This is a genomic window from Stenotrophomonas sp. ZAC14D1_NAIMI4_1, assembly GCF_003086775.1.
GTDB lineage: Bacteria > Pseudomonadota > Gammaproteobacteria > Xanthomonadales > Xanthomonadaceae > Stenotrophomonas.
On the sequence record NZ_CP026001.1, the window covers coordinates 1145617 to 1165985 of the forward strand.

Below are 20369 nucleotides of genomic sequence, written 5' to 3' on the forward strand. Positions count from 1 at the left end.
CCCGCCATGACTGCCCAGCAACTTGATGCTTCCGGACGCCTGCGCCACCTGCTGACCCTTGAGGGCCTGCCGCGCGAAACCCTGCTGCAGCTGCTCGACCGGGCAGGGCAGATCCGCGATGCCGCCGTCGGCCGCGTCGGCAACAAGCGCCAGGTGCTGGCCGGTTCGGCGGTGTGCACGCTGTTCTTCGAACCCTCCACCCGCACCCGCAGCTCGTTCCAGCTGGCCGCCCAGCGCCTGGGCGCGGACGTGCTGAACTTCGATGCCTCCACGTCGTCGACGCGCAAGGGCGAGACCGCCTGCGACACGCTGAAGAACCTGGAAGCGATGGGCGTGCGCGGCTTCGTGGTGCGCCACCCCGATGACGGCGCGGTCGCCGCGCTGGCCGCAGCGGCAGGCGAGGGCACCGCCCTGGTCAACGCCGGCGACGGCCGCAGCTCGCACCCGACCCAGGGCCTGCTGGACATGCTGACCCTGCGCCAGGCCAAGGGTCCGGACTTCTCGAAGCTGAAGGTCGTGATCGTCGGCGACGTGAAGCACTCGCGCGTGGCCCGCACCGACCTGCATGCACTGCGCACGCTGGGCGTGGGCGAGATCCGCGTGTGCGGCCCGCAGTCGCTGCTGCCCGACGACGAGACCCTGAAGGGCTGCGTGGTCGGCGATGATTTCGACGCGATGCTGGAAGGCGTGGACGCGCTGATGATGCTGCGCCTGCAGCGCGAGCGCATGGAAGAAGGCCTGGTGCCGTCGCTGGAGCAGTACCACGCCCAGTACGGCCTGAACGCCGAACGCCTGGCCCGTGCCGGCAAGGATGCAGCGGTGCTGCACCCGGGCCCGATCAATCGTGGCGTGGAAGTGACCGACGAGGTGGCCGACGGCCCGCAGTCGTGGGTGCTGCGCCAGGTCGCCAACGGCGTCGCCGTGCGCATGGCCGTGCTGGAAACCCTGCTGGGCTGATCTGCCTGGGTGGGCGCCTGGGTGGGTGCCTGGTGGGTGCCGACCGTTGGTCGGCACTGTGAACTGCCCCGGTGGGTGCCGACCGTTGGTCGGCACTGAACTGCCCTGGTGGGTGCCAACTGTTGGTCGACACTGAACTGCTGGGTGGGTGCCAACCGTTGGTTGGCACTGAACTGCCCCGGTGGGTGCCGACCGTTGGTCGGCACTGAACTGCCCTGGTGGATGCCGACCGTTGGTCGGCACTGAACTGCCCCGGTGGGTGCCGACCGTTGGTCGGCACTGAACTGCCCTGGTGGATGCCAACCGTTGGTCGGCACTGAACTGCCTTGGTGGGTGCCGACCGTTGGTCGGCACTATCTCGTAGATCCAGAATGCCCCATTGCCTGTAATTACCCAGCCATCTCCCATCGACACCACGCGTGGGGATACTCGCCAAGCTGCGTGGTCAATCCTGCTCTGATCGGATTTGCCACCACGTACATGGCATGACGAAACAGCGATTCATCCGAACGGATCGCATGATCGTGATAGCTCGATTGCCAGAAACGTCCTGATAGGCCGAGCATGCGATTGACCTGCAATGCACTGCTCGATTTGAATCGCTGCATGAGGTAGTCCAGCGAGAACGCACGAAGCTCCACGAGCCAATGGATGTGGTCCGGCATGACCACGTAGGCAAGTGAGTGCGTGAGGCCCTCAGTGTCGATCCGATGGAGAACATCCATCACCAACTGCGCCGCATTGGGATCATCGAAGTAGCGACGACGCCCATGCGTTACGGTAGTCAGGAGGTAGGACTGCCCGATGCGGGAATGGCGGCCAAGGCGCAGGCGTGCACGGTTCATGAACACCAGCGTGTGCGCGCCGACTGTTTCTTGCTATCGGGTAATTACCTTGATGCAGGTAAGGGCAGTGCCGACCAACGGTCGGCACCTACCGAAGCCGAGCAGTGCCGACCAACGGTCGGCACCTACCGAAGCCGAGCAGTGCCGACCAACGGTCGGCACCCACCCACAGCAGACCAGAGTTTGGGCTTCAGCGCTTCTGCGCGAACAGCCACGCCCACATCGCCGGGTCGGCGTAGGTTGCGTCCCAGGCGTTGTGGTTGCCGTCGGGGTATTCGGTGTAGCGCACGTCGCCCGCGCCGGCGGCCTCGAAAGCGGCATGCAGGCGGCGGTCATCGGCCGGGGGCACCACGTCATCCTGCGCGCCGTGGAAGATCCAGATGGGCGTCTGCCGCAGGCGCTGGGCGATGGCTGCGTAAGGGTCAGCTTCGTGCGCCACCTGTTCGACGAACAGGGTGGGGCGCACGGCGCGCGGGGCCAGCACGGCGCCGCATACCGGCACGATCGCGGCGAAGCGCTGCGGTTCGTCCAGGGCGATGTTCCAGCTGCCGTAGCCGCCCATCGACATGCCGGTCAGGTACTGCCGCGCCGGGTCGGCACCAAACTCGGCGATCGCCGCATCCAGCGCAGCCAGTGCCACGCGGTTGTTGCGGCCGCTCCATTCCTCTTCGCCGGGCACCTGCGGGAACACCGCCAGCGCCGGGAAGTCGGTGGCATGCTCGCGCAGGTAGGGCCCCAGGCCGGCATGGGTCTGCTTGATGCCGTCGCTACCGCGCTCACCCGAACCGTGCAGGAACAGCACCACCGGCAGCGAGCCGGGCGTGCGCGCCGCCGTTGTCGGGATGAAGACCTGGTAGTAGGCGGTCTGCCCGTCCACCTTCACCGCACGGGATTCGAAGTGGCCACGCGCGCTGTCGGGCGTGCTGGCGCAGGCGGCCAGCATCAGCAGGGACAGCAGCGGCAGCCAGCGCAGCAACGGACGGACCATGACGTTTCCCCAAGGGTTGGAAGCGTTTTCATGGTAGTCGCTCGGCGTGCGCCGGGCATCGTGCAGCGCGTCACTGCGGGGGCGGGAAACTGGCGATGATGTCCAGCTGTTCCTGCGCCTCGGCGTTGCCTTCGGCGGCCGCCGCCTGCACCTGTGCCATGTCCGGGTGCAGCACCACCAGCAGCGGGTTTTCGCACACCGGGCAGTCGTACTCGGTGGCGTCCTCGTCCAGCTCCATCACCATCGCGCGCGAATTGCCTTTCCATTCGCAGGCGGCACAGGTGTGCATCTGGTCGCGCCAGCCGGGCTGGAAGTAGTTTTCAATCGTGGTGGCCATGGTGGCGTCCGGAAGGTCTTGCAGCTGGGGTCAGAGCCCTGCTGTGCAGGGATCCGACCCCGTGCGGGGAATCAGTGCAGCAGGATGAGGGTGGCCAGGCCGAGGAAGCTGAAGAAACCCATCACGTCGGTCACCGCGGTCACCACCACGGTGCCGGCCACGGCCGGGTCCACGTTCATGCGCTTGAGCAGCAGCGGCAACAGCACGCCGGCCAGTGCGGCGGCCAGGAAGTTGATGATCAGCGCGAGGGTGATCACCAGCGACAGCAGCAGGCTGTGGAACCACAGGAACGCAATCAGGCCGACCAGCAGGCCGATCAGCGTGCCGTTGATCAGCGCCACGCGCGCTTCCTTCCACAGCAGGATGCGCGCATTGCTCTGGCCCACCTGGCCCAGCGCGATGCCACGCACCATCAGGGTCAGCACCTGCACCGCCGCGTTGCCGCCGACGCCGGCGACGATCGGCATCAGCACCGCCAGCGCCACCACCTTCTGCAGGGTCAGTTCGAACTGGCCGATCACGCTGGCGGCGAGGAACGCCGTGCACAGGTTGATGCCCAGCCAGACCACGCGGCCGCGCACGGCACGCTTGATCGGCGAGAACAGATCCTCTTCCTCGTCCAGGCCGGCCGCGCCCAGTGCCTGGTGCTCGGCCTGCGAACGGATGATGTCCACCACGTCATCGATGGTGATGCGGCCGAGCAGGATGTTGTTGTCGTCCACCACCGGTGCGGACACCCAGTCATGGTCGGAGAACTGCCGGGCGACTTCCTGGTCGCTCTCGCCGACGTCGATGGCCGGCTGTTCGTCGTCGATCAGGCGGTTGATCGGCGTGGTGTCTTCGTGGGTGACCAGCGCGGCCAGCGACACGCGGCCCAGGTACTGGTGGCGGCGGCTGACCACGAACAGGTGATCGGTGTGGTCGGGCAGTTCGCCGCGCAGGCGCAGGTAGCGCAGCACCACGTCGACGTTGACGTCGGCGCGCACGGTCACCACGTCCGGGTTCATCAGTCGGCCGGCGCTGTCCTCGGGATACGACAGCACCTGTTCCAGGCGCTCGCGGTTCTCGCGGTCCATCGACTTGAGGACCTCGTCGATGACCGTATCGGGCAGGTCCTCGACCAGGTCGGCCAGGTCATCGATGTCCAGGTCTTCGACCGCGGCGATGATTTCGTCCGGGTCCATGTCCGCGAGCAGGCTCTCGCGCACTTCCTCGCCGACGTGGACCAGCACCTCGCCATCGTCCTCGGGATCGACCAGCCCCCACACCACTTCGCGCTTGCCCGGGGGCAGCGATTCGAGCAGGTTGCCGATCTCGGCCGGCGCCAGCGTGTTGACGAGCCGACGTACTGGCCCCAGCCGGCCGCTGTCCAGTGCATCGGACAGCATCCGCAGCTGGCGTGCAGTCTTGTCGTGGCGTACGGCTTCAGCCATCACAGCTCCCGCGGGAAGAGAAAAGCCGCGATCCCGGCGAGGATGCGGCAACAGGGGTGTTCAGCGCGTCATTATCGCAAGCGGATGTTTCAACGCATAGCCGCCGGGTGCTGGTAGTGCCGGCCGCTGGCCGGCAACCTCAAGGGCTTCGGTGGAGGTGTTTGCCGACCCTTGTGTTGGGGGGCGACTCGAAGCAATGCAGCGCGGTCGCACGGAATACCACCCCGCCGGGCACGTAGGCGTCACTCCGCTCGAGCTGTCCGCTGACTCGAACATGCAATGGGGGCAGTCCCTTCCGGGCCTGCATCCTGAAAGCAGTGGTCATGAATGAATCCACGTACGGATCCTTGTCCAAGCCATCTGCAAGCTCCAGCCAGACACCCGATCCAAAACCGCTGCTGCAGTCATGCAGGGAGAGTCCGTGCCGGGTGCCGCGGTAGCAGCCAGCGATGATGACCGGATGCTCCTGTTGAAGGCCAGATGTGAGCCGATGGGCTGGCGTATCCGTAGTCTCCGCCGGGCAATCTTTTGCCCATGAGGGGAATGCCGCAAGGACCAGGAGCGCTGCGAGTGGTGCGGTTTTCATGGGGACACGTTGTGTTGGTAACGCCGGGCCGTGCCCGGCGAGCGCGCAGCGCGGCAGTCAGGGTGTCTCGGCCACCAGTGCCAACCAGCGTTCGATACCCCGCCGGTCGCGCGCGGCCAGCAGCTTTGGCGCGCGTGCGCGCAGGGTGGCCAGGTCGGCATCGCGGATCGCGCGGCGCACTTCCAGCAACGTGCCTGGGTGCAGGCTGAACTCGGTCAAGCCCAGCGCCAGCAGCAGCGGGGTCATGCGCGCGTCGCCGGCCATCTCGCCACACACCGCCACCGGGATGCGATGGCGTGCGCCGGTATCGATGACCATCTGCAACAGGCGCAGTACCGCCGGGTGCAGCGGCGAATACAGCTCGCCCAGCGCCTCGTTGTTGCGGTCGGCGGCCAGCAGGTACTGCACCAGGTCATTGGTGCCGATCGACAGGAAGTCGACCAGGTCGATGAAACTCTCCAGCGCCAGCGCAGCGGCAGGCACTTCGATCATCGCGCCCAGCGGCACGTGCTCGGCCACCACGTGGCCTTCGCCGCGCAGCTGCTCGGTCAGCTTGAGCATGCGTCGGCGTACCGCCAACAGTTCCTCGCGGGTGCTGACCATCGGCACCAGCACGCGCAGCTTGCCGTAGGCCGAGGCGCGCAGGATCGCGCGCAGCTGGGTGTCGGACACCTTCGGCCGCGCCAGCGACAGGCGCACGCCACGCAGGCCCAGCGCCGGGTTTTCCTCGTTGCTCAGGGTCAGGCCGGTGCGGTCGGCCTTGTCCGCGCCCAGGTCGAGGGTGCGGATGGTCACCGGTCGCCCGCTCATGCCCAGGGCGGCATCGCGGTAGGTCTGGAACTGTTCTTCTTCGTCCGGCAGCTCGTTGCGCTGCAGGAACAGGAATTCGGTGCGGTACAGGCCCAGCCCCTGTGCGCCCAGCGCATGCGCCTGGGTCACGTCTTCCAGCGATTCGGCATTGGCCAGCAGGGCGATGTCGACCTGGTCGCGGGTACGGCTGGGCTTGCTGCGCAGGCGGCCGAGCTCACGCTGCTCGCGCGCGTGTTCCTTCAGGCGCACGCGGTAGTCGCGCAGGTTGTCGGCCTGCGGGTTGACCGTGATGCTGCCGTCGGCGCCATCGATGATGAGCACGTCGCCATCGACGATGCGGCTGAGCACCTGCTGCACGTTGACGATGAGCGGCAGGTGCAGGCTGCGGGCGAGGATCGCGCTGTGCGACAGCGCGCTGCCGGCGGCGGTGACGATGCCGACCACGCCCTGCGACTGCAGCTGGGCCAGTTCGGACGGGGCGATGTTGTCGCAGACCAGGATCTCGCCGGCCAGGCCTTTCACCACTGGCGGGCGCTCTGGCTGCAGGAACGCGTGGATGCGGCCGATCACATGGTCCAGGTCGTCCATGCGGCTCTTCAGGTAGGCATCGTCCATGCCATCGAAGACCTTGGCCAGGCGGTCACGCTGCAGGCGCAGCGCATAGCCGGCACTGTAGGGACCACTGCGGATCAGTTCGTCCAGGCCGTGCAGCAGTTCGGGGTCGTCCAGCAGCAGGGCATGCAGGTCGAGGAACTCGCCGACGTCCTGGCTCAGTGCGCCGTGCAGGCGCTGGCGCAGTTCGTGCATTTCCGCGCGGGCGGCATCCACCGCGCGATGCAGGCGGACCAGTTCGGCCTCCACCTGCTGCGGCGCGACGCGTTGTACGGCCACTTCCAGGGCGTGCGGCAGGCGCACCCGCGCGCGTCCCATCGCCGAACCGCGTGCAGCGCCGTGGCCGGCCAGCAGCTGTACCGGCCGTTGGCCGGTGGCAGGTTGGCCGGCGCGTGCGCGTGGCACGCTCAGCTGTCCTCGTCGAAGCGGCGCTCGAACAGCTCGACCACCGCGTCCATCGCCGCCGCTTCATCCTCGCCGTTGATGCGGATGGTGACCGGCGTACCCTGGGCGGCGGCCAGCAGCATCACGCCCATGATGCTCTTGGCGTTGATCTCACGGCCCTTGGCGGCCATGGTCACGTTGCAGCGGAATGGGGCCAGCGTCTGCACCAGCTTGGCGGTGGCCCGGGCGTGCAGGCCCAGGCGGTTGCTCACGGTGAGTTCTCGTTCAAGCATCGTCGACTATCGCTCCATTACGGGTGCCCGCCGCGGCTGTGGCGGGCAGTTGATCCAGTCCCTGTTCCGGATAATTCATCACCCGCAGCAACATCGGCAGACTCAGCGCCGACACCCGGCGAACCGGGGTCCCCAACCGGGCCAGCTGCCCGGCAAGGTTGGCGGGGCTGGCGCCGTACAGGTCGGTCAGGATCAGCACGCCATCCCCACCGTCGACCCGGCGCAAGGCAGCCGAGGCGAGCGGGAGAAGAGCATCCAGGTCTGCGTCGAACGGTACTTCGAAAGCTTCGGTTTTCAGCGGCAATTGCCGCAGGAGCCGGGTCGCCACGTCAAGCAGGGCGGTCCCGACCCCAGGATGTGTTACGAGGAGAATGCCACAGGTCATTACTGCACGTTAACAGGTCAAGGTGAATCGGCGATAGCAGCAGGAGAGGGGCACTGTGTCCCGTATTCAGCGTTGCCGGTGTCAGAGCCATTTTTCGTTGAAAAAGGGATCCGACCCCATCGTGTCGACCAAGGTCGAAACCTACCAACAGCACACGGAATCTGTCAGAGGCGGGGCGGTGTGGGTATGCATGACCGCAGGCGCCATGGATGGCGCCTACGAGCCCCCATGGATGGGTTCACGGCGTGTCCTGCATACCCACACCGCCCCGCCATTCCAGGGAATGCCGCTGTTGCTGTTGCCGGCCAGCGGCCGGCACTACCGGCAAGTGCCGGGCGCAGCCCGGCTGCCCTCAATCCTGTTCGCGGTGGTACGTGGCCACGTCATCCCAGCCCATCTCGCGGGCATGCCGCGCCATGCGCTCGGCCAGGTACACCGAGCGGTGCTTGCCGCCGGTGCAGCCGAAGGCCACGGTCACGTAGCTGCGGGTGCCATCGCCCAGCTTGGGCAGCCAGGTGTCGAGGAAATCCATCAGCTGGCCCAGGTAGCGCTGCACGTCCGGCTGCGCTTCCAGGTAATCGCGCACGCCCGGCTCGCGGCCGCTCAGCGCGCGCAGGTCCGGGTCCCAGTGCGGGTTGGGCAGCACGCGTGCATCGAACACGAAGTCGGCCTCGGCCGGCACGCCGCGCTTGTAGGCAAACGATTCGAACAGCAGCGACAGGCGCGTGGCGTGCCCCATCGCGAACTCGGTGATGATGCGCCGACGCAGCTGGTGGACGTTCAACGCGCTGGTATCGATGACCACGTCGGCCTCGCGGCGCAGCGGTGCGATCAGCTCGCGCTCGCGGGCGATCGCTTCGGGCAGGGACAGGCCCAGCTGGCTCAGCGGATGCCGGCGACGGGTGTCGGCATAGCGCTTGAGCATCGTCTCGTCGCTCGCCTCGAAGTACAGCACCTTCGCTTCCACGCCGGCATCGGTGGCCAGCTTGCGCCAGTTGGACAGCTGGCTCAGGTCGGCCTGGCCGCGCACGTCGATGCCCACCGCCAGCCGGCGCGGCGCGCCACCGTCATGGTTTTCCAGCACGCTGCGCACGAAATCGGGCAGCAGCTGGATCGGCAGGTTGTCCGAACAGTAGTAGTCCTGATCCTCGAAGGTCTTCAGGGCGACGGATTTACCCGAGCCGGACAGGCCGCTGACGATGATCAGGGTCGGGGCGGTGGGGGTGACGGTACTCATGGACAGGCTCTTGGTGGTGGGGCTCAGGGTGTTCGTCGTTCCAGCAGGTTGCTGTGGCGGGCGATGAACATCGCCGCCGGGTCGATACCCTTGGTACGCAGAATGTGCAGCCGGGTGGCCGCCTCGGTCAGGACCGCCAGGTTGCGGCCGGGCATCACCGGCAGGGTGATCAGCGGCACGTCCAGGTCCAGCACGTGGCGGGTGCCCGAATCGCCGGTCAGGCGCTCGTAGCCGTGCGGGGTGGGTTCGGTCATCGGCTTGGTCAGGTGGACGATCAGCCGAAGGTACTTGTTCTTCTTTACCGCCGTATCACCAAACATCTCGCGCACGTTCAGCACGCCCAGGCCGCGCACTTCCAGCAGGTCCTGCAGCAGTTCGGGGCAGGTGCCGTCGAGCACGTCGGGGGCGATCTGGGTGAATTCGGGGGCGTCGTCGGCCACCAGGCGGTGACCGCGGCTGAGCAGTTCCAGCGCCAGCTCGCTCTTGCCCGAGCCGGCCTCGCCGGTGATGAGCACGCCGATGGAGTAGATCTCCATGAACACGCCATGCAGGATCACCCGCGGCGCCAGCGTGCGCGCCAGGTGGTAGGACAGGTGGTTGAGCAGTTCGTGGCCGCGCTTGGGCGACAGCCACAGCGGCGTGCCGGATTCATCGGCGGCCGCGCGCAGGTCTTCCGGGCAGGCCTGGTTGCGGGTCAGCACCAGCGCCAGCGGGTGCGACTGCATGATCTTCTCGATCGTTTCCCAGCGCTGGCGCGGTTCCAGCGCGTCCAGCCAGGACAACTCCTCGGTCCCGAGGATCTGCACCTTGTTGGGGTAGATCGCGTTGAGGTAGCCGGCCAGCGAGGGGCGGCGGGAGACCGTGTTGCCGGCTTCCAGCTCGCGTTTCTCACCGGCCTTGCCGGCGGCCCAGCGCAGCCCCAGCCGCTCGCGCTGCTGGTCGAACAGTTCGCGTGCGGTGATGCTGGTATTCATGCGGCGCTCGCCGATGGGGGAAGGTCCAGGGCCTCGCGCAGTGCCCGCGCATCGCCCGCCGCGCGCAGGGCGTCGCGGATCGAGGGCGTCGAGAACAGCTCGGCCAGTTCCGACAGCAGCATCAGGTGCTGGTGGGTGTAGTGGGCGGGGACGGCCATGGCGAACACCAGGTCCACCGGTTCATCGCCGCCGAAATCGACCGGGGTCTGCAACCGCAGCAGGGCGCCGCGGGGACGGTCCAGGGCAGGGGCCCGGCCATGGGGAATGGCGATGCCGCAACCGATCGCCGTGCTGCCCAGGGCTTCGCGCTGGCACAGGTTGAGGTAGATCTGTTCGGCGTTGGCCTGGCGGCAGGCCAGCAACCCGGCGGCGGCCTGCAGGACGCTGTCGCGGTCGGTGGCCGTGCAGAGCTGGGTCTGCACGGCCGCCAGGAGGTCAGTCAGGGGCATGTCTGCGGGGAACGGTGGCGATCAGCCGCCATTGTCGCCCACCGGCAGTGGTGCGTGCTGCTGTTTTTTCTCCTTGTGCTTGATCACCAGGCGGTCGAGCTTGTCCGCCAGCACGTCGATGGCGGCATACATGGTCTGGCCGCCGGCTTCGGCATGCAGGGTCTGGCCGGGAATATTGAGGCTGGCGTCGACGTGGTGTTCGGTCTTCTGCAGCTTGAGGGTTACCCGCGCTTCGCAGTGCTGGTCGAAGTGCTTTCCGACCCGGGCCAGCTTTTCTTCAACATACGACTGCAGGGCCGGGGTGACTTCGACATCTTTGCCAAACGTTTCGATGCGCATCGGGTTTCTCCTGTGTTCGGATGTGCCAATGAACCTCTCCGCCGGGCGCGGCGGCGCGTCAAGCGATTCTGACCCTTTCGTGCGAGGCGGAGATGTTCATGGCCTCACGATACTTCGCCACGGTGCGCCGCGCTACTGGGATTCCCGACGTTTTGAGCAGGTCAGCCAGCTTGGCGTCAGAAAGCGGCTTGCGTGGGTTTTCGTCATCGATCAGGCGGCGGATCATCGCCTGGATGGCGGTACTGGATGCTTCGCCACCGCCTTCGGTGTCGATGCCCGATGCAAAGAACGCGCGCAGCGGCAGGGTGCCGCGCGGCGTACGCACGTGCTTGCGGGCGATCGCCCGCGAGACGGTGGATTCGTGCAGGCCCAGTTCGGCGGCGATCTCGCGCAGGGTCAGCGGGCGCAGCGCCTGTTCACCGAATTCGAGGAAACCGGCCTGCTGGTGGATCAGGCTGTGCACCACGCGCAGCAGGGTTTCGCCGCGCGCCTGCAGGCCCTTCAGCAGCCAGCGGGCTTCCTGCAGCTGGGCGCGCAGGTAACCGGCGTCGGCTTCGCCGCAGCGGCGGATCATCTGTTCGTAGCCGCGGTGGATGATCACCTTGGGCCCGGCATGGGCGGCCAGCGCGGCGCGCCAGAGGCCGTTCTGCCGCCATACCACCACGTCCGGCACCACGTAGGTGTCCTGCGCCAGCGGCGCGATCTGGGTACCCGGGCGCGGGTCGAGCGAGCGCAGCAGCGCGACGGCGGTCTCGACCTCGGCCAGCGGCTGCTTCAGTTCGTGGGCCAGGCCGGCCACGCCGCTGCGCGGCAGGCGCTCCAGCGGTCCGGCGGCGACCTGCCGGGCCAGGGCCAGGCCGGGGGTGTCGGTGGGCAGCACGTCCAGCTGCAGCCGCAGGCATTCGCCCAGGCAGCGTGCGGCCACGCCCACCGGGTCGAAGCGCTGCACCTGGTGCAGCACGGTCAGGATCTCGTCTTCACCGGCGTGGATGGCCGGCAGCAGGGTCTCGGCGATGGTCGCCAGCGGCTCGCGCAGGTAACCGTCTTCCTCCAGCGCATCGATCAGCGCGGCACCGATGCTGCGGTCGCGCATCGACAGATGCGACAGGTGCAGCTGCCACAGCAGGTGGTCAGCCAGGGTCTCGACCTCGGCCACGCGCTCGGCGGCGCTGCCGGTGTCTTCATCGTCGTCGAAACTGCCGCTGCTGCCCGGATTGCTCCAGTCCTGCTCGGCGGGGGCCCAGTCGTCGCCGCTGGCCTGCGCGGGCTCCGGCGGTGCATCGCTGTCGGCGCCGTGGTCATCGCCGGCATCGCTGCCCGCACCGGCGCCGTCATCGCTGCTGTCGGCCCAGTCCAGCAGGGGATTGCTTTCCACCGCCTGGGCGATTTCCAGCTCCAGCTCGGTGGTGGACATCTGCAGCAGCTTGATCGCCTGCTGCAGCTGTGGTGTCAGCACCAGCTGCTGTCCCAACGATGTCTGCAGCCGAGTCTTCATGCCTGTGCCGAAACGGAGGGGAAGGGCCCGGCGGCCGCGGTCACAGCTTGAAGGAGTCTCCAAGGTAGACGCGACGGACGTCGGCGTTGTCCAGGATCGCTTCCGGCGAGCCCTGGGCCAGTACGGTGCCCTCAGCGAGGATATACGCGCGGTCGCAGATTCCCAAGGTTTCGCGCACGTTGTGGTCGGTGATGAGCACACCGATGCCGCGCTGCTTGAGGTGGGTGACGATGCGCTGGATCTCGCCGACCGAGATCGGATCGACGCCGGCGAAGGGTTCGTCCAGCAGGATCAGGCGCGGCTTGGCGGCCAGTGCGCGGGCGATCTCGCAGCGGCGGCGTTCACCACCGGACAGGCTGGCACCGAGCTGCTCGGACACGTGGCCCAGCTGCAGTTCGTCCAGCAGGCTGTTGAGTTCGCGCTCGCGGCCGGCCGCATCCAGGTCGTCGCGCAGTTCCAGCACCAGGCGCAGGTTGTCGGCCACGGTCAGCTTGCGGAACACCGACGGTTCCTGCGGCAGGTAGCCCACGCCCTGCTTGGCGCGCGTATACATCGGGTCGCCGGTGATGTCCTGGCCGTCGAGCACGATGCTGCCGGCATCGGCCTCCACCAGGCCCACGATCATGTAGAAGCAGGTGGTCTTGCCGGCGCCGTTGGGGCCGAGCAGGCCGACCACTTCGCCGGCATCGAGGGTCAGCCCGAAGTCCTTGACGACTTCGCGCTGCTTGTACTTCTTGCGCAGGCCCTTGGCGACAAGCATTACTTCTTGCTCCCGGCCGCCGGCTGCGCCGCAGGCGTCTTGTTCTTGGGCGGAATGACGGTACGCACGCGGCTGCCGTCGCCACCGGAATTCATTTCGCCGGTACGGGTGTTGTAGACCATGCGCTGGCCGGCATTGGTACCGCGCGCGCTGGTCACCTTGTAGTTGCCGGTGAGGGTGATGATCTCGGTCTTGATGTCGTAGTCGATCTTGTCGGCCACCGCATCCATCCAGGTGCCGTCGTCGAGCTGCTGCTTCATCTTGGCCTGCTTGCCGGTGAACACGGCACGCACGGCTTCGCCGTCCTTCATGTAGATCTCGGCCTCGGACGAACGCAGGTCCAGCGAGCCCTGGGTGATGACCACCCCCTGCGACAGGGTGGTCTTGCCATCCCCGGTGAGGTTGCCGGCCTGTGCGCCGGCATCGATGTTCATGGGCTCGTTGCGGTCGGTGGACTTGGCCTGCGCGAAGGCAGGAACCAGCAGACCGAAGGCGAGCAGGGCAGCAAAGGGAATCTTCATCGGGGTCCGTTCTACCGGTGAGGCTGCCCGGTCATGCCGGGCGGCGGGTGGGGGCTGCGGCCTCGCGCCAGTCGCCATGGCGACGTCGCGGGCCAGCGGCGGAATCAGCGTTGGGGCGTGTAGCGGCCCTTGGACTGGCTGAGGAAATGATACGTGTTGTTCTTCGAATCCACCTCGAACCCGACGCCGGACTGTTCCATGCCCGGTCGGGTCATGGTGACCCGGGCATCGGTACGGGCGCGGCTTTCCTTCGGGAACACGTCCAGGTGGTCGGTGCGGAAAGTGGTGGGCACCACGCCGGGGGCGGCCGGGCTGTCGCCGGAAACGTCGCCACTCAGCTTCATCTGGTCGCCCTTGGCGCTGAGCCAGCCGGTCTGCGCGCGCAGGGTCCAGTGCTGGCCGTCCTTGTCGGGCATCTCGAACAGCGGGGTGGTGATGTTGATCGTCTGGTCGCCGCGCTGGCGCTCCAGCAGCGGTGCGCGCAGGGTGGTCGATTCCTTGCCCTGTTCGTCCAGCGCCACGATCTGGAAGTCGTGCAGGATGTAATCCACGCCTACGTCCTGGCCGGTCTGCGCCGGCCCCTTGTCGCGGTTGCGCAGGGCGGCCCAGCTGCTCAGCAGGGCCGCCAGCAGCAGGCCGATGCCGAGCACGGTGCGCCAGTTCAGCGACGGAGCATTCATGCGCCGAACCTCGCCAGCACCGCATCGATATGCCCCTGCGCGGCCAGCAGCACGTCGCACAGTTCGCGGGCGGCGCCACGACCGCCGTCGCTGCGGGTGGTCCAGTGCACGCGTTCGGCGATCCACGGGTGCGCGTTGGCCGGGGCCACGGCCAGGCCGACCGCGCCCAGCGGCGCCAGGTCGGGCAGGTCGTCGCCCATGAACGCCACCTGGTCCAGGCCGATGCCGTGCTGGGCACACAGTGCCTGCACGCTGGCCAGCTTGTCGCCCACCGCGATCTGGGTGTCGATGCCCAGGTCGGCGCCGCGCCGCAGCGCGGACTGGCTGTTGCGCGCGGTGATGAGCACGGGGTGGATACCGTGCTGCTGCAGCAGTTTCAGGCCCAGACCATCCTGCACGAAGTACGCCTTGCTCTCGTTGCCGTCCTTGTCGTAGTACAGCCGACCGTCGGTGAGGGTGCCGTCCACGTCGAAGCAGGCCAGGCGGATACGGGCCGCGGTGGCATGCAGGTGGGCGGGGAAGGCGGGCAGGGGGGACCAGGGCATCAGGGCATCAGGCTCGTTCGGGGCGGGTGCGGTTTACAGTCTGAATGGGGTCTACGGACTCTCGGTTAAACCACCCGGGCCCGCAACAGGTCATGAATGTTCAGCGCGCCGACCGCCCGGCCCTCGCCGTCGACCACGATCAGGCCGTTGATCTTGTGGGTTTCCATCAGCCGGGCGGCTTCCACCGCCAGCTGGTCGGCACCGATGGTGCGCGGGTTGCGGGTCATCACCTCGGCGATCTTCGCCGTGCGCACGTCCAGTTCGGTGTCCAGCGCACGGCGCAGGTCGCCGTCGGTGAACAGGCCGATCAGCACGCCCTGGGCATCGACCACGGCGGTCATGCCCAGCCGCTTGCGGCTCATCTCCACCAGCGCCTGGCTGAGGCTGGCGCCGGCGTCGACCTTGGGCAGGTCCTCGCCACTGTGCATCACGTCGGTGATATGCAGCAGCAGGCGGCGGCCGAGGCTGCCGGCCGGGTGCGAGCGGGCGAAGTCGTCCGCGGTAAAGCCGCGCGCGTCGAGCAGGGCGACGGCCAGCGCATCGCCCATCGCCAGCGAGGCGGTGGTGCTGGAGGTCGGCGCCAGCGCCAGCGGGCAGGCCTCGGCCGGCACGCTCACGTCCAGGTGCACGTCGGCGGCCTTGGCCAGGCTGGACTGCGGCCGTCCGGTCATGGAAATCAACACGTTGCCCTGGCGCTTGAGCACCGGCAGCAGCATCAGCACCTCGTCCGATTCGCCCGAATAGGACAGCGCCAGCACCACATCGTCCTCGGTGATCATGCCCAGGTCGCCGTGGCCGGCCTCGCCCGGGTGCACGTAGAAGGCCGGGGTGCCGGTGGAGGCCAGGGTGGCGGCGATCTTGCGGGCGACATGGCCGGACTTGCCCATGCCGGTGGCGACCACCCGGCCGCGGCTTCCCAGGATGGCCTGGCAGGCCTGCTGGAATGCCTCGCCCAGCCCGCTGGCGACGGCCTGCAGCGCCTGCTGTTCGATCTCGAACACGCGGCGGCCGCTGGCCACCAGGGCGGCAGGATCGACGGAACGGGGGGGCAGGGAGGACTCGGCCATGCGGACGCCACGCAGCGGAAGTAGAATGAGGGTTCATTTTATTAGGAAAGCCCGTTGGACGCCGACACCATCCGCAACCTGATCGAAACCGGCCTGCCGGGCGCCCGCGCCGACGTGCGCGGTGACGATGGCGTGCACTTCGAAGCGACCGTGGTCTGTGAGGCCTTTGCCGGCAAGATGCCGCTGGCCCGCCACCGGATGGTCTATGCCACCCTGGGCGACCTGATGGGCGGCGCGATCCACGCGCTGGCGCTGAAAACCGTGACCCCGGCCGAAGCCGGCTGAACCGCAGAAGATTCCCAATACATGGCCAAGATCGTTGTGACCGGCGGCGCTGCGCTGCACGGTGAAGTGAGCATCTCCGGCGCGAAGAACGCCGTCCTCCCCATCCTCTGCGCGACCCTGCTGGCCGATGCGCCGGTGGAGATCACCAACGTGCCGCACCTGCACGACGTGGTCACCACGGTGAAGCTGCTGGGCGAACTGGGCGCCAAGGTCACCATCGACCAGGGCACCCTGTCGCGCGGCAGCGCGATCGTGGTCGACCCGCGCCCGGTCAACCAGCACGTGGCCCCCTACGAGCTGGTCAAGACCATGCGCGCCTCGATCCTGGTGCTGGGCCCGCTGCTGGCCCGCTTCGGCGCGGCCGAAGTGTCGCTGCCCGGCGGCTGCGCGATCGGTTCGCGCCCCGTCGACCAGCACATCAAGGGCCTGCAGGCGCTGGGTGCGGACATCGTGGTCGAGAACGGCTTCATCAAGGCCACCGCCAAGCGCCTGAAGGGTGGCCATTTCACCTTCGACATGGTCAGCGTCACCGGCACCGAGAACGTGCTGATGGCGGCCGTGCTGGCCGAGGGCACCACCATCCTCGACAACGCCGCGATGGAACCGGAAGTGACCGATCTGGCGCACTGCCTGATCGCGCTGGGCGCGAAGATCGAGGGCCTGGGCACCGCCCGCCTGGTCATCGAAGGCGTCGAGCGCCTGTCCGGTGGCCGCCACGAAGTGCTGCCCGACCGCATCGAAACCGGCACCTTCCTGGTGGCCGCAGCGATGACCGGCGGCAAGGTGACCGTGAACCGCGCGCGCCCGAACACCATGGACGCCGTGCTGTCCAAGCTGGTCGAGGCTGGTGCGACGATCGAGACCACCGAAGACAGCATCACCCTGGACATGCACGGCAAGCGGCCGAAGGCGGTCAACCTGACCACCGCGCCGTACCCGGCGTTCCCGACCGACATGCAGGCGCAGTTCATGGCGCTCAACTGCGTGGCCGATGGCGTAGGCGTGATCAACGAAACGATCTTCGAGAACCGTTTCATGCACGTCAACGAACTGCTGCGCCTCGGCGCGGACATCCAGGTGGAAGGCCACACCGCCATTGCCCGCGGCCACGAGCGCCTGAGCGGTGCGCCGGTGATGGCCACCGACCTGCGCGCGTCGGCGTCGCTGATCCTGGCCGGCCTGATGGCCGACGGCGAGACCACCATCGACCGCATCTACCACCTCGACCGTGGCTACGAGAACATCGAAGAGAAGCTGTCTTCGCTCGGTGCCACCATCCGGCGCGTGCCATGATCCTGCGCGGCCGCTTCAGCCCCCGCCGCAAGGCGCTGCTGGCGCTGGTGCTGATCGTGCTGGCGTGGCTGGGCTATGCCTGGTACGCCAACCTGGCCATCACCAAGGGCATCGAGCAGAAGGACATGGACTGGAATGGCGATGGCACGGTCAGCCGTGACGAGATCATCCAGTCGTTCTATGCCGTTGCGGTGAACGACAGCCAGGAAGGCAACCGCCATTGCCGCACGTTCGTCTGGCGCAGCAGTGGCCAGCAGATCCGGGTGGATTGCCGCACCGAGTTCAAGCCGGCCGAAGCGGAAGAGAAGAAATAAGAAAACGCCCGCGCAAGCGGGCGTTTTTTTCGGTAGTGCCGGCCGCTGGCCGGCAACCCCATGGACCTTGCGGAGCATCGCGGGAATGCCGGCCAGCGGCCGGCACTACCGGCTCGCGCGTCAGTTCAGCGCCTTGATGGTCAGGTCCAGCGCATCGCGGCCGCCTTCGCGCTGCAGGATGCGGGTCGGCACCGGGAACTCGGGCACGATCCAGGCGATCTGCTCCTTGTCGCCATCCACGCGCGACACCTTGGTGGCCTGGTAGCTCTTGCCGCCCACGGTCACCGCTTCCTTGCCCACGACCTTGTAGGTCATGTTCTTGATGCGGCCTTCGTCGACCATGCGGTAGGTCAGCGGCTTGCCGGCGGCCAGGTCGCGGGCGATGGCCAGGTTGATCAGCAGCGCATCCATGTCACCGGCCTTCAGCGCGACCGGGCCGGCGCGGTCCGGCTTGATGTCGCCGGTCCAGGTGGCCTGGTTGCTGGTCCAGTTGTAGTTGGCCTGCACGTTGCGCTTCTTCACCAGCAGCGCCGAGCGGTCCTGGCTGCTGAGCGGGCGCAACTGGCCACGCACTTCCTCGAACACGGTGCTCTGGCTGAGGTCGGCCAGCTGGTTCTTCACCTGCAGGTTGTAGCGCCACTTGCCGGTGCCTTCGCTGGCCAGGGTCATGGTGCCGTTGGCCTGCATGCCCATGTAGCTGGCCAGGTAATCGGCCTTGAACGGCTGCAGGGCCATGGCCGGCAGGCTGGCCACCGACAGTGCGGCAGCGGCGATCCAGGTCAGCGGGCGGGTCAGGGTCGTCATGCTCATACTCCTTGGTATTCGATCAGGCGCAGGTCGACACGGTCCTCGCCATCTTCGCGTTGCAGGATGCGCACCGGCGTGGGGACACCGTTGGCGATCCACAGAATGGTTTCGTTGTTGCCGCCGTTGGTGCGGTACACCTTCAGCGCGTTGTAGGACAGGTCGCCGACTTCCACGTTCTCGGTCTGCGCGGCCGCCTGGTAATCGTGCTGGCGCACCTTGCCCAGTTCAACGTAGCGGTAGTGCATGGCCACGCCGGGGCGGGCGTCGCGCATCAGCGACAGGTTCAGCAGCAGCGCGCTCTGGTCGCCGGGCTGCAGCGGAATGGGTTTGGCGCGGTCCTTCTTCACATCGCCGGTCCACTGCGCGGTGCCGGTTTCCCAGTTGTAGGTGCCCACCGCTTTCTTGCCCAGGAACAGGCCCTTGCGCACGGTGCTCTGGCTCAACGGCGCGTAGACGCCATTGCGCACGTCGAACACGGTGCTCTGCTCCAGGTTCAGGCCGAGCACGCTGGCAAAGCCGCGGCGGCCGACCACCTGCATGTCCACCCGCCACTGGTTGCCGCCGGTGTGGGTCACCTGCATGGTTGCGTCGCCGGCCTCCTTGCCCTTGTAGAAGGCCTGGTAGGTGGCACTGAAGGGCTGCAGCGGCGGCGGTTCCCAGGCCATGGCCGGCAGCGCGGGCAGGGGCGGTTCGGCCGGTGCCTCCACCACGGGCGCCGGTTCGGCCGACGGCGGGGTCTGCGCCCAGGCGGCACAGGCGAGCACGGCGAACGGCAGCAGCAGGAATTTGCGCAACGGGGGCGTGTTCTTCATGGCAGGCAGGAACCGCAGGAGGTGGCAGGATGCCAGCCCCGCAGTCAGCGGGGCGTGTGCACGGGCGTTACCGGTTCAGGTTCCCGGCGGAATCTAGAGCCAATGGGCTAAACAGGGGGTGACCGTCGAGTGTCGGCCGGCCCTCCCGTTCAGCCAGGCGGCCATCGCACAGCAGCTGCAGGGTGGCGATCAGCAGGGGATGCTCGACCGCCAGCACGCGATCGGCCAGGCGGGTTGCGTCATCGCCGGGCAGCACCGGGACGCGCACCTGGGCCAGCACGGTGCCGGCATCCAGCTCCGGCACCACCAGATGCACGCTGGCCCCATGCTCGGCGTCGCCGGCATCCAGGGCGCGGGCGTGGGTGTGCAGGCCCTTGTGCAGCGGCAGCAGCGACGGATGGATGTTGACCAGGCGGCCGTTGAAGCGCTGCACGAAGTCGGCACCGAGGATGCGCATGTAGCCCGCGCAGACGATCCAGTCCGGGGCCACGGCGTGGACGGCATCGCCGAGTGCCTGTTCGTAGGCAGCGCGGTCGCTGAAGGTCTTCGGCGCGTGCGCCCAGCGCTGTCCGGGCCCGACCCGCTGCAGCGCGGCCGCATCGGGGCGGTCGGAGAACACGCCCACCACCTCGGCCGGCAGGCGGCCGGCCGCGATCGCATCGAGGATGGCCTGCAGGTTGCTGCCACGGCCGGAAGCCAGTACGGCGATACGGGCGGTCATGCGACGACGGCGCTGCCCGGTTCGCTGAAGCTGGCCACGACTTCGGCACGCAGCAGCACAACCAGCGCGTAGACGCCCAGCGCGATGCCCAGCGCACCGCCCAGGCAGGCCGCGCCGGCGGCGACCATGCACAGTGTGCGCTGGCGGCGCTGGGACAGGCGGCGTGCTGCGGTCAGGCTGAGGCTGCCCAGCGCGGCGAAGACCAGGCTGGCACCGACGAAGAGCGCGGCCAGCAGGGCCGGAGACGCCTCGGGATCGGTGCTGTGGCTCTCGCTGACATAACCGCCGGCGGCCGCGAGCAGCAGCAGGACGGCCAGCACCAGCTGCAGGCCGCCGTAGATGTAGAACAGGATCTTCAGCGAATGCAGGTGGCTGTTGACCTGCAGATCGGTCCAGCCGCGTGGCCGGTTCAGCGGGGGCGGGGCGACGGCCATCGGCAA

At 67.8% G+C, this 20369-nt stretch carries 25 protein-coding genes; 4 read left to right on the plus strand and 21 right to left on the minus strand.

Translation table 11 applies throughout. From position 1 onward, the window contains the following. Window positions 1-6 precede the first annotated feature (6 nt). A complete protein-coding gene (locus tag C1927_RS05280; RefSeq protein ID WP_079220888.1) occupies window positions 7-957 on the plus strand; it encodes an aspartate carbamoyltransferase catalytic subunit in 951 nt (316 codons plus the stop codon). A gap of 389 nt (window positions 958-1346) precedes the next feature. Here C1927_RS05280 and C1927_RS05285 read toward each other — a convergent pair whose 3' ends face one another. The 17 genes from C1927_RS05285 to C1927_RS05365 form a co-directional block, all read right to left on the minus strand. Then, window positions 1347-1802: a transposase gene (locus tag C1927_RS05285; protein WP_108746094.1), complete on the minus strand. Its 456-nt coding sequence runs from the start codon at window positions 1800-1802 to the stop codon at window positions 1347-1349. A 190-nt stretch (window positions 1803-1992) separates the two neighbouring features. Then, window positions 1993-2790, minus strand: a complete 798-nt coding sequence (locus C1927_RS05290; protein ID WP_108746095.1) for a prolyl oligopeptidase family serine peptidase — start codon at window positions 2788-2790, stop codon at window positions 1993-1995. Between the two features lie 70 nt (window positions 2791-2860). Then, window positions 2861-3127 carry a hypothetical protein gene (locus tag C1927_RS05295; protein WP_079220891.1) on the minus strand — a complete coding sequence of 89 codons (267 nt, stop codon included), beginning with the start codon at window positions 3125-3127 and terminating at the stop codon, window positions 2861-2863. 71 nt (window positions 3128-3198) lie between these two features. After that, window positions 3199-4560 (minus strand): magnesium transporter, encoded by a 1362-nt coding sequence (mgtE, locus tag C1927_RS05300; RefSeq protein WP_079220892.1) that lies wholly within the window; start codon window positions 4558-4560, stop codon window positions 3199-3201. Window positions 4561-5203: 643 nt separating this feature from the next. Continuing rightward, window positions 5204-6973 (minus strand): phosphoenolpyruvate--protein phosphotransferase, encoded by a 1770-nt coding sequence (gene ptsP / locus C1927_RS05305; RefSeq protein WP_108746096.1) that lies wholly within the window; start codon window positions 6971-6973, stop codon window positions 5204-5206. Between the two features lie 2 nt (window positions 6974-6975). After that, window positions 6976-7245: an HPr family phosphocarrier protein gene (locus C1927_RS05310; RefSeq protein WP_108746097.1), complete on the minus strand. Its 270-nt coding sequence runs from the start codon at window positions 7243-7245 to the stop codon at window positions 6976-6978. After that, entirely contained in the window at window positions 7238-7630 is a 393-nt protein-coding gene (locus tag C1927_RS05315; RefSeq protein ID WP_005408386.1) for a hypothetical protein, read from the minus strand. Before C1927_RS05315 ends, C1927_RS05310 begins: the two co-directional genes overlap by 8 nt. Before the next feature lie 352 nt (window positions 7631-7982). Continuing rightward, entirely contained in the window at window positions 7983-8867 is an 885-nt protein-coding gene (rapZ, locus tag C1927_RS05320; RefSeq protein WP_079220895.1) for an RNase adapter RapZ, read from the minus strand. 23 nt (window positions 8868-8890) lie between these two features. Continuing rightward, the gene (gene hprK / locus C1927_RS05325; RefSeq protein ID WP_079220896.1) at window positions 8891-9841 is read right to left on the minus strand and encodes an HPr(Ser) kinase/phosphatase; all 951 of its coding nucleotides are present in this window, start codon (window positions 9839-9841) and stop codon (window positions 8891-8893) included. Continuing rightward, a complete protein-coding gene (locus C1927_RS05330) occupies window positions 9838-10290 on the minus strand; it encodes a PTS sugar transporter subunit IIA (RefSeq protein ID WP_079220897.1) in 453 nt (150 codons plus the stop codon). Before C1927_RS05330 ends, hprK begins: the two co-directional genes overlap by 4 nt. 21 nt (window positions 10291-10311) lie before the next feature. Continuing rightward, the gene (gene raiA, locus C1927_RS05335) at window positions 10312-10629 is read right to left on the minus strand and encodes a ribosome-associated translation inhibitor RaiA (RefSeq protein WP_079220898.1); all 318 of its coding nucleotides are present in this window, start codon (window positions 10627-10629) and stop codon (window positions 10312-10314) included. Between the two features lie 58 nt (window positions 10630-10687). Next, window positions 10688-12124 (minus strand): RNA polymerase factor sigma-54, encoded by a 1437-nt coding sequence (locus C1927_RS05340; protein ID WP_108746098.1) that lies wholly within the window; start codon window positions 12122-12124, stop codon window positions 10688-10690. A 40-nt stretch (window positions 12125-12164) separates the two neighbouring features. Further along, complete coding sequence (gene lptB, locus C1927_RS05345; RefSeq protein WP_079220900.1) at window positions 12165-12884, minus strand: LPS export ABC transporter ATP-binding protein; 720 nt, start codon at window positions 12882-12884, stop codon at window positions 12165-12167. Further along, entirely contained in the window at window positions 12884-13405 is a 522-nt protein-coding gene (lptA, locus tag C1927_RS05350; protein ID WP_079220901.1) for a lipopolysaccharide transport periplasmic protein LptA, read from the minus strand. Before lptA ends, lptB begins: the two co-directional genes overlap by 1 nt. Window positions 13406-13509: 104 nt before the next feature. Beyond that, window positions 13510-14085, minus strand: a complete 576-nt coding sequence (gene lptC / locus C1927_RS05355) for an LPS export ABC transporter periplasmic protein LptC (protein ID WP_108746099.1) — start codon at window positions 14083-14085, stop codon at window positions 13510-13512. Then, the gene (locus tag C1927_RS05360; protein ID WP_108746100.1) at window positions 14082-14630 is read right to left on the minus strand and encodes an HAD hydrolase family protein; all 549 of its coding nucleotides are present in this window, start codon (window positions 14628-14630) and stop codon (window positions 14082-14084) included. The genes lptC and C1927_RS05360 overlap by 4 nt, the downstream gene beginning before the upstream one ends. Before the next feature lie 65 nt (window positions 14631-14695). Continuing rightward, window positions 14696-15697, minus strand: coding sequence for a KpsF/GutQ family sugar-phosphate isomerase (locus tag C1927_RS05365; RefSeq protein ID WP_079220905.1), 1002 nt, complete (start codon window positions 15695-15697; stop codon window positions 14696-14698). A gap of 54 nt (window positions 15698-15751) precedes the next feature. Here C1927_RS05365 and C1927_RS05370 point away from each other — a divergent pair, with 54 nt between their 5' ends. The 3 genes from C1927_RS05370 to C1927_RS05380 are packed head-to-tail and all read left to right on the plus strand — an operon-like array spanning window position 15752 to window position 17589. Continuing rightward, the gene (locus tag C1927_RS05370; RefSeq protein WP_021202589.1) at window positions 15752-15982 is read left to right on the plus strand and encodes a BolA family protein; all 231 of its coding nucleotides are present in this window, start codon (window positions 15752-15754) and stop codon (window positions 15980-15982) included. Between the two features lie 21 nt (window positions 15983-16003). Continuing rightward, window positions 16004-17275, plus strand: coding sequence for a UDP-N-acetylglucosamine 1-carboxyvinyltransferase (murA, locus tag C1927_RS05375; RefSeq protein ID WP_079220906.1), 1272 nt, complete (start codon window positions 16004-16006; stop codon window positions 17273-17275). Then, window positions 17272-17589, plus strand: coding sequence for a hypothetical protein (locus tag C1927_RS05380; protein ID WP_079220907.1), 318 nt, complete (start codon window positions 17272-17274; stop codon window positions 17587-17589). Before murA ends, C1927_RS05380 begins: the two co-directional genes overlap by 4 nt. 120 nt (window positions 17590-17709) lie before the next feature. On the opposite strand, the gene C1927_RS05385 is transcribed toward C1927_RS05380, so the two are convergent. From C1927_RS05385 to C1927_RS05400, 4 genes are all read right to left on the minus strand, one after another. Beyond that, window positions 17710-18393 (minus strand): DUF3108 domain-containing protein, encoded by a 684-nt coding sequence (locus C1927_RS05385; protein WP_079220909.1) that lies wholly within the window; start codon window positions 18391-18393, stop codon window positions 17710-17712. A 2-nt stretch (window positions 18394-18395) separates the two neighbouring features. Beyond that, window positions 18396-19208 (minus strand): DUF3108 domain-containing protein, encoded by an 813-nt coding sequence (locus C1927_RS05390; RefSeq protein ID WP_108746101.1) that lies wholly within the window; start codon window positions 19206-19208, stop codon window positions 18396-18398. Window positions 19209-19275: 67 nt separating this feature from the next. Beyond that, window positions 19276-19929, minus strand: coding sequence for a phosphoribosylglycinamide formyltransferase (gene purN, locus C1927_RS05395; RefSeq protein WP_108746102.1), 654 nt, complete (start codon window positions 19927-19929; stop codon window positions 19276-19278). Further along, window positions 19926-20363 (minus strand): hypothetical protein, encoded by a 438-nt coding sequence (locus tag C1927_RS05400; RefSeq protein ID WP_079220915.1) that lies wholly within the window; start codon window positions 20361-20363, stop codon window positions 19926-19928. The genes purN and C1927_RS05400 overlap by 4 nt, the downstream gene beginning before the upstream one ends. Window positions 20364-20369 lie beyond the last annotated feature (6 nt).

Excerpts from the sequence above, each read along its gene's own strand:
- C1927_RS05280 (WP_079220888.1), top strand. The coding sequence starts at position 7 with ATGACTGCCCAGCAACTTGATGCTTCCGGACGCCTGCGCCACCTGCTG.
- C1927_RS05285 (WP_108746094.1), bottom strand. The coding sequence starts at position 1,802 with ATGAACCGTGCACGCCTGCGCCTTGGCCGCCATTCCCGCATCGGGCAG.
- C1927_RS05290 (WP_108746095.1), bottom strand. The coding sequence starts at position 2,790 with ATGGTCCGTCCGTTGCTGCGCTGGCTGCCGCTGCTGTCCCTGCTGATG.
- C1927_RS05295 (WP_079220891.1), bottom strand. The coding sequence starts at position 3,127 with ATGGCCACCACGATTGAAAACTACTTCCAGCCCGGCTGGCGCGACCAG.
- mgtE (WP_079220892.1), bottom strand. The coding sequence starts at position 4,560 with ATGGCTGAAGCCGTACGCCACGACAAGACTGCACGCCAGCTGCGGATG.
- C1927_RS05310 (WP_108746097.1), bottom strand. The coding sequence starts at position 7,245 with ATGCTTGAACGAGAACTCACCGTGAGCAACCGCCTGGGCCTGCACGCC.
- C1927_RS05315 (WP_005408386.1), bottom strand. The coding sequence starts at position 7,630 with ATGACCTGTGGCATTCTCCTCGTAACACATCCTGGGGTCGGGACCGCC.
- rapZ (WP_079220895.1), bottom strand. The coding sequence starts at position 8,867 with ATGAGTACCGTCACCCCCACCGCCCCGACCCTGATCATCGTCAGCGGC.
- hprK (WP_079220896.1), bottom strand. The coding sequence starts at position 9,841 with ATGAATACCAGCATCACCGCACGCGAACTGTTCGACCAGCAGCGCGAG.
- C1927_RS05330 (WP_079220897.1), bottom strand. The coding sequence starts at position 10,290 with ATGCCCCTGACTGACCTCCTGGCGGCCGTGCAGACCCAGCTCTGCACG.
- raiA (WP_079220898.1), bottom strand. The coding sequence starts at position 10,629 with ATGCGCATCGAAACGTTTGGCAAAGATGTCGAAGTCACCCCGGCCCTG.
- C1927_RS05340 (WP_108746098.1), bottom strand. The coding sequence starts at position 12,124 with ATGAAGACTCGGCTGCAGACATCGTTGGGACAGCAGCTGGTGCTGACA.
- lptB (WP_079220900.1), bottom strand. The coding sequence starts at position 12,884 with ATGCTTGTCGCCAAGGGCCTGCGCAAGAAGTACAAGCAGCGCGAAGTC.
- lptA (WP_079220901.1), bottom strand. The coding sequence starts at position 13,405 with ATGAAGATTCCCTTTGCTGCCCTGCTCGCCTTCGGTCTGCTGGTTCCT.
- lptC (WP_108746099.1), bottom strand. The coding sequence starts at position 14,085 with ATGAATGCTCCGTCGCTGAACTGGCGCACCGTGCTCGGCATCGGCCTG.
- C1927_RS05360 (WP_108746100.1), bottom strand. The coding sequence starts at position 14,630 with ATGCCCTGGTCCCCCCTGCCCGCCTTCCCCGCCCACCTGCATGCCACC.
- C1927_RS05365 (WP_079220905.1), bottom strand. The coding sequence starts at position 15,697 with ATGGCCGAGTCCTCCCTGCCCCCCCGTTCCGTCGATCCTGCCGCCCTG.
- murA (WP_079220906.1), top strand. The coding sequence starts at position 16,004 with ATGGCCAAGATCGTTGTGACCGGCGGCGCTGCGCTGCACGGTGAAGTG.
- C1927_RS05380 (WP_079220907.1), top strand. The coding sequence starts at position 17,272 with ATGATCCTGCGCGGCCGCTTCAGCCCCCGCCGCAAGGCGCTGCTGGCG.
- C1927_RS05385 (WP_079220909.1), bottom strand. The coding sequence starts at position 18,393 with ATGACGACCCTGACCCGCCCGCTGACCTGGATCGCCGCTGCCGCACTG.
- C1927_RS05390 (WP_108746101.1), bottom strand. The coding sequence starts at position 19,208 with ATGAAGAACACGCCCCCGTTGCGCAAATTCCTGCTGCTGCCGTTCGCC.
- purN (WP_108746102.1), bottom strand. The coding sequence starts at position 19,929 with ATGACCGCCCGTATCGCCGTACTGGCTTCCGGCCGTGGCAGCAACCTG.
- C1927_RS05400 (WP_079220915.1), bottom strand. The coding sequence starts at position 20,363 with ATGGCCGTCGCCCCGCCCCCGCTGAACCGGCCACGCGGCTGGACCGAT.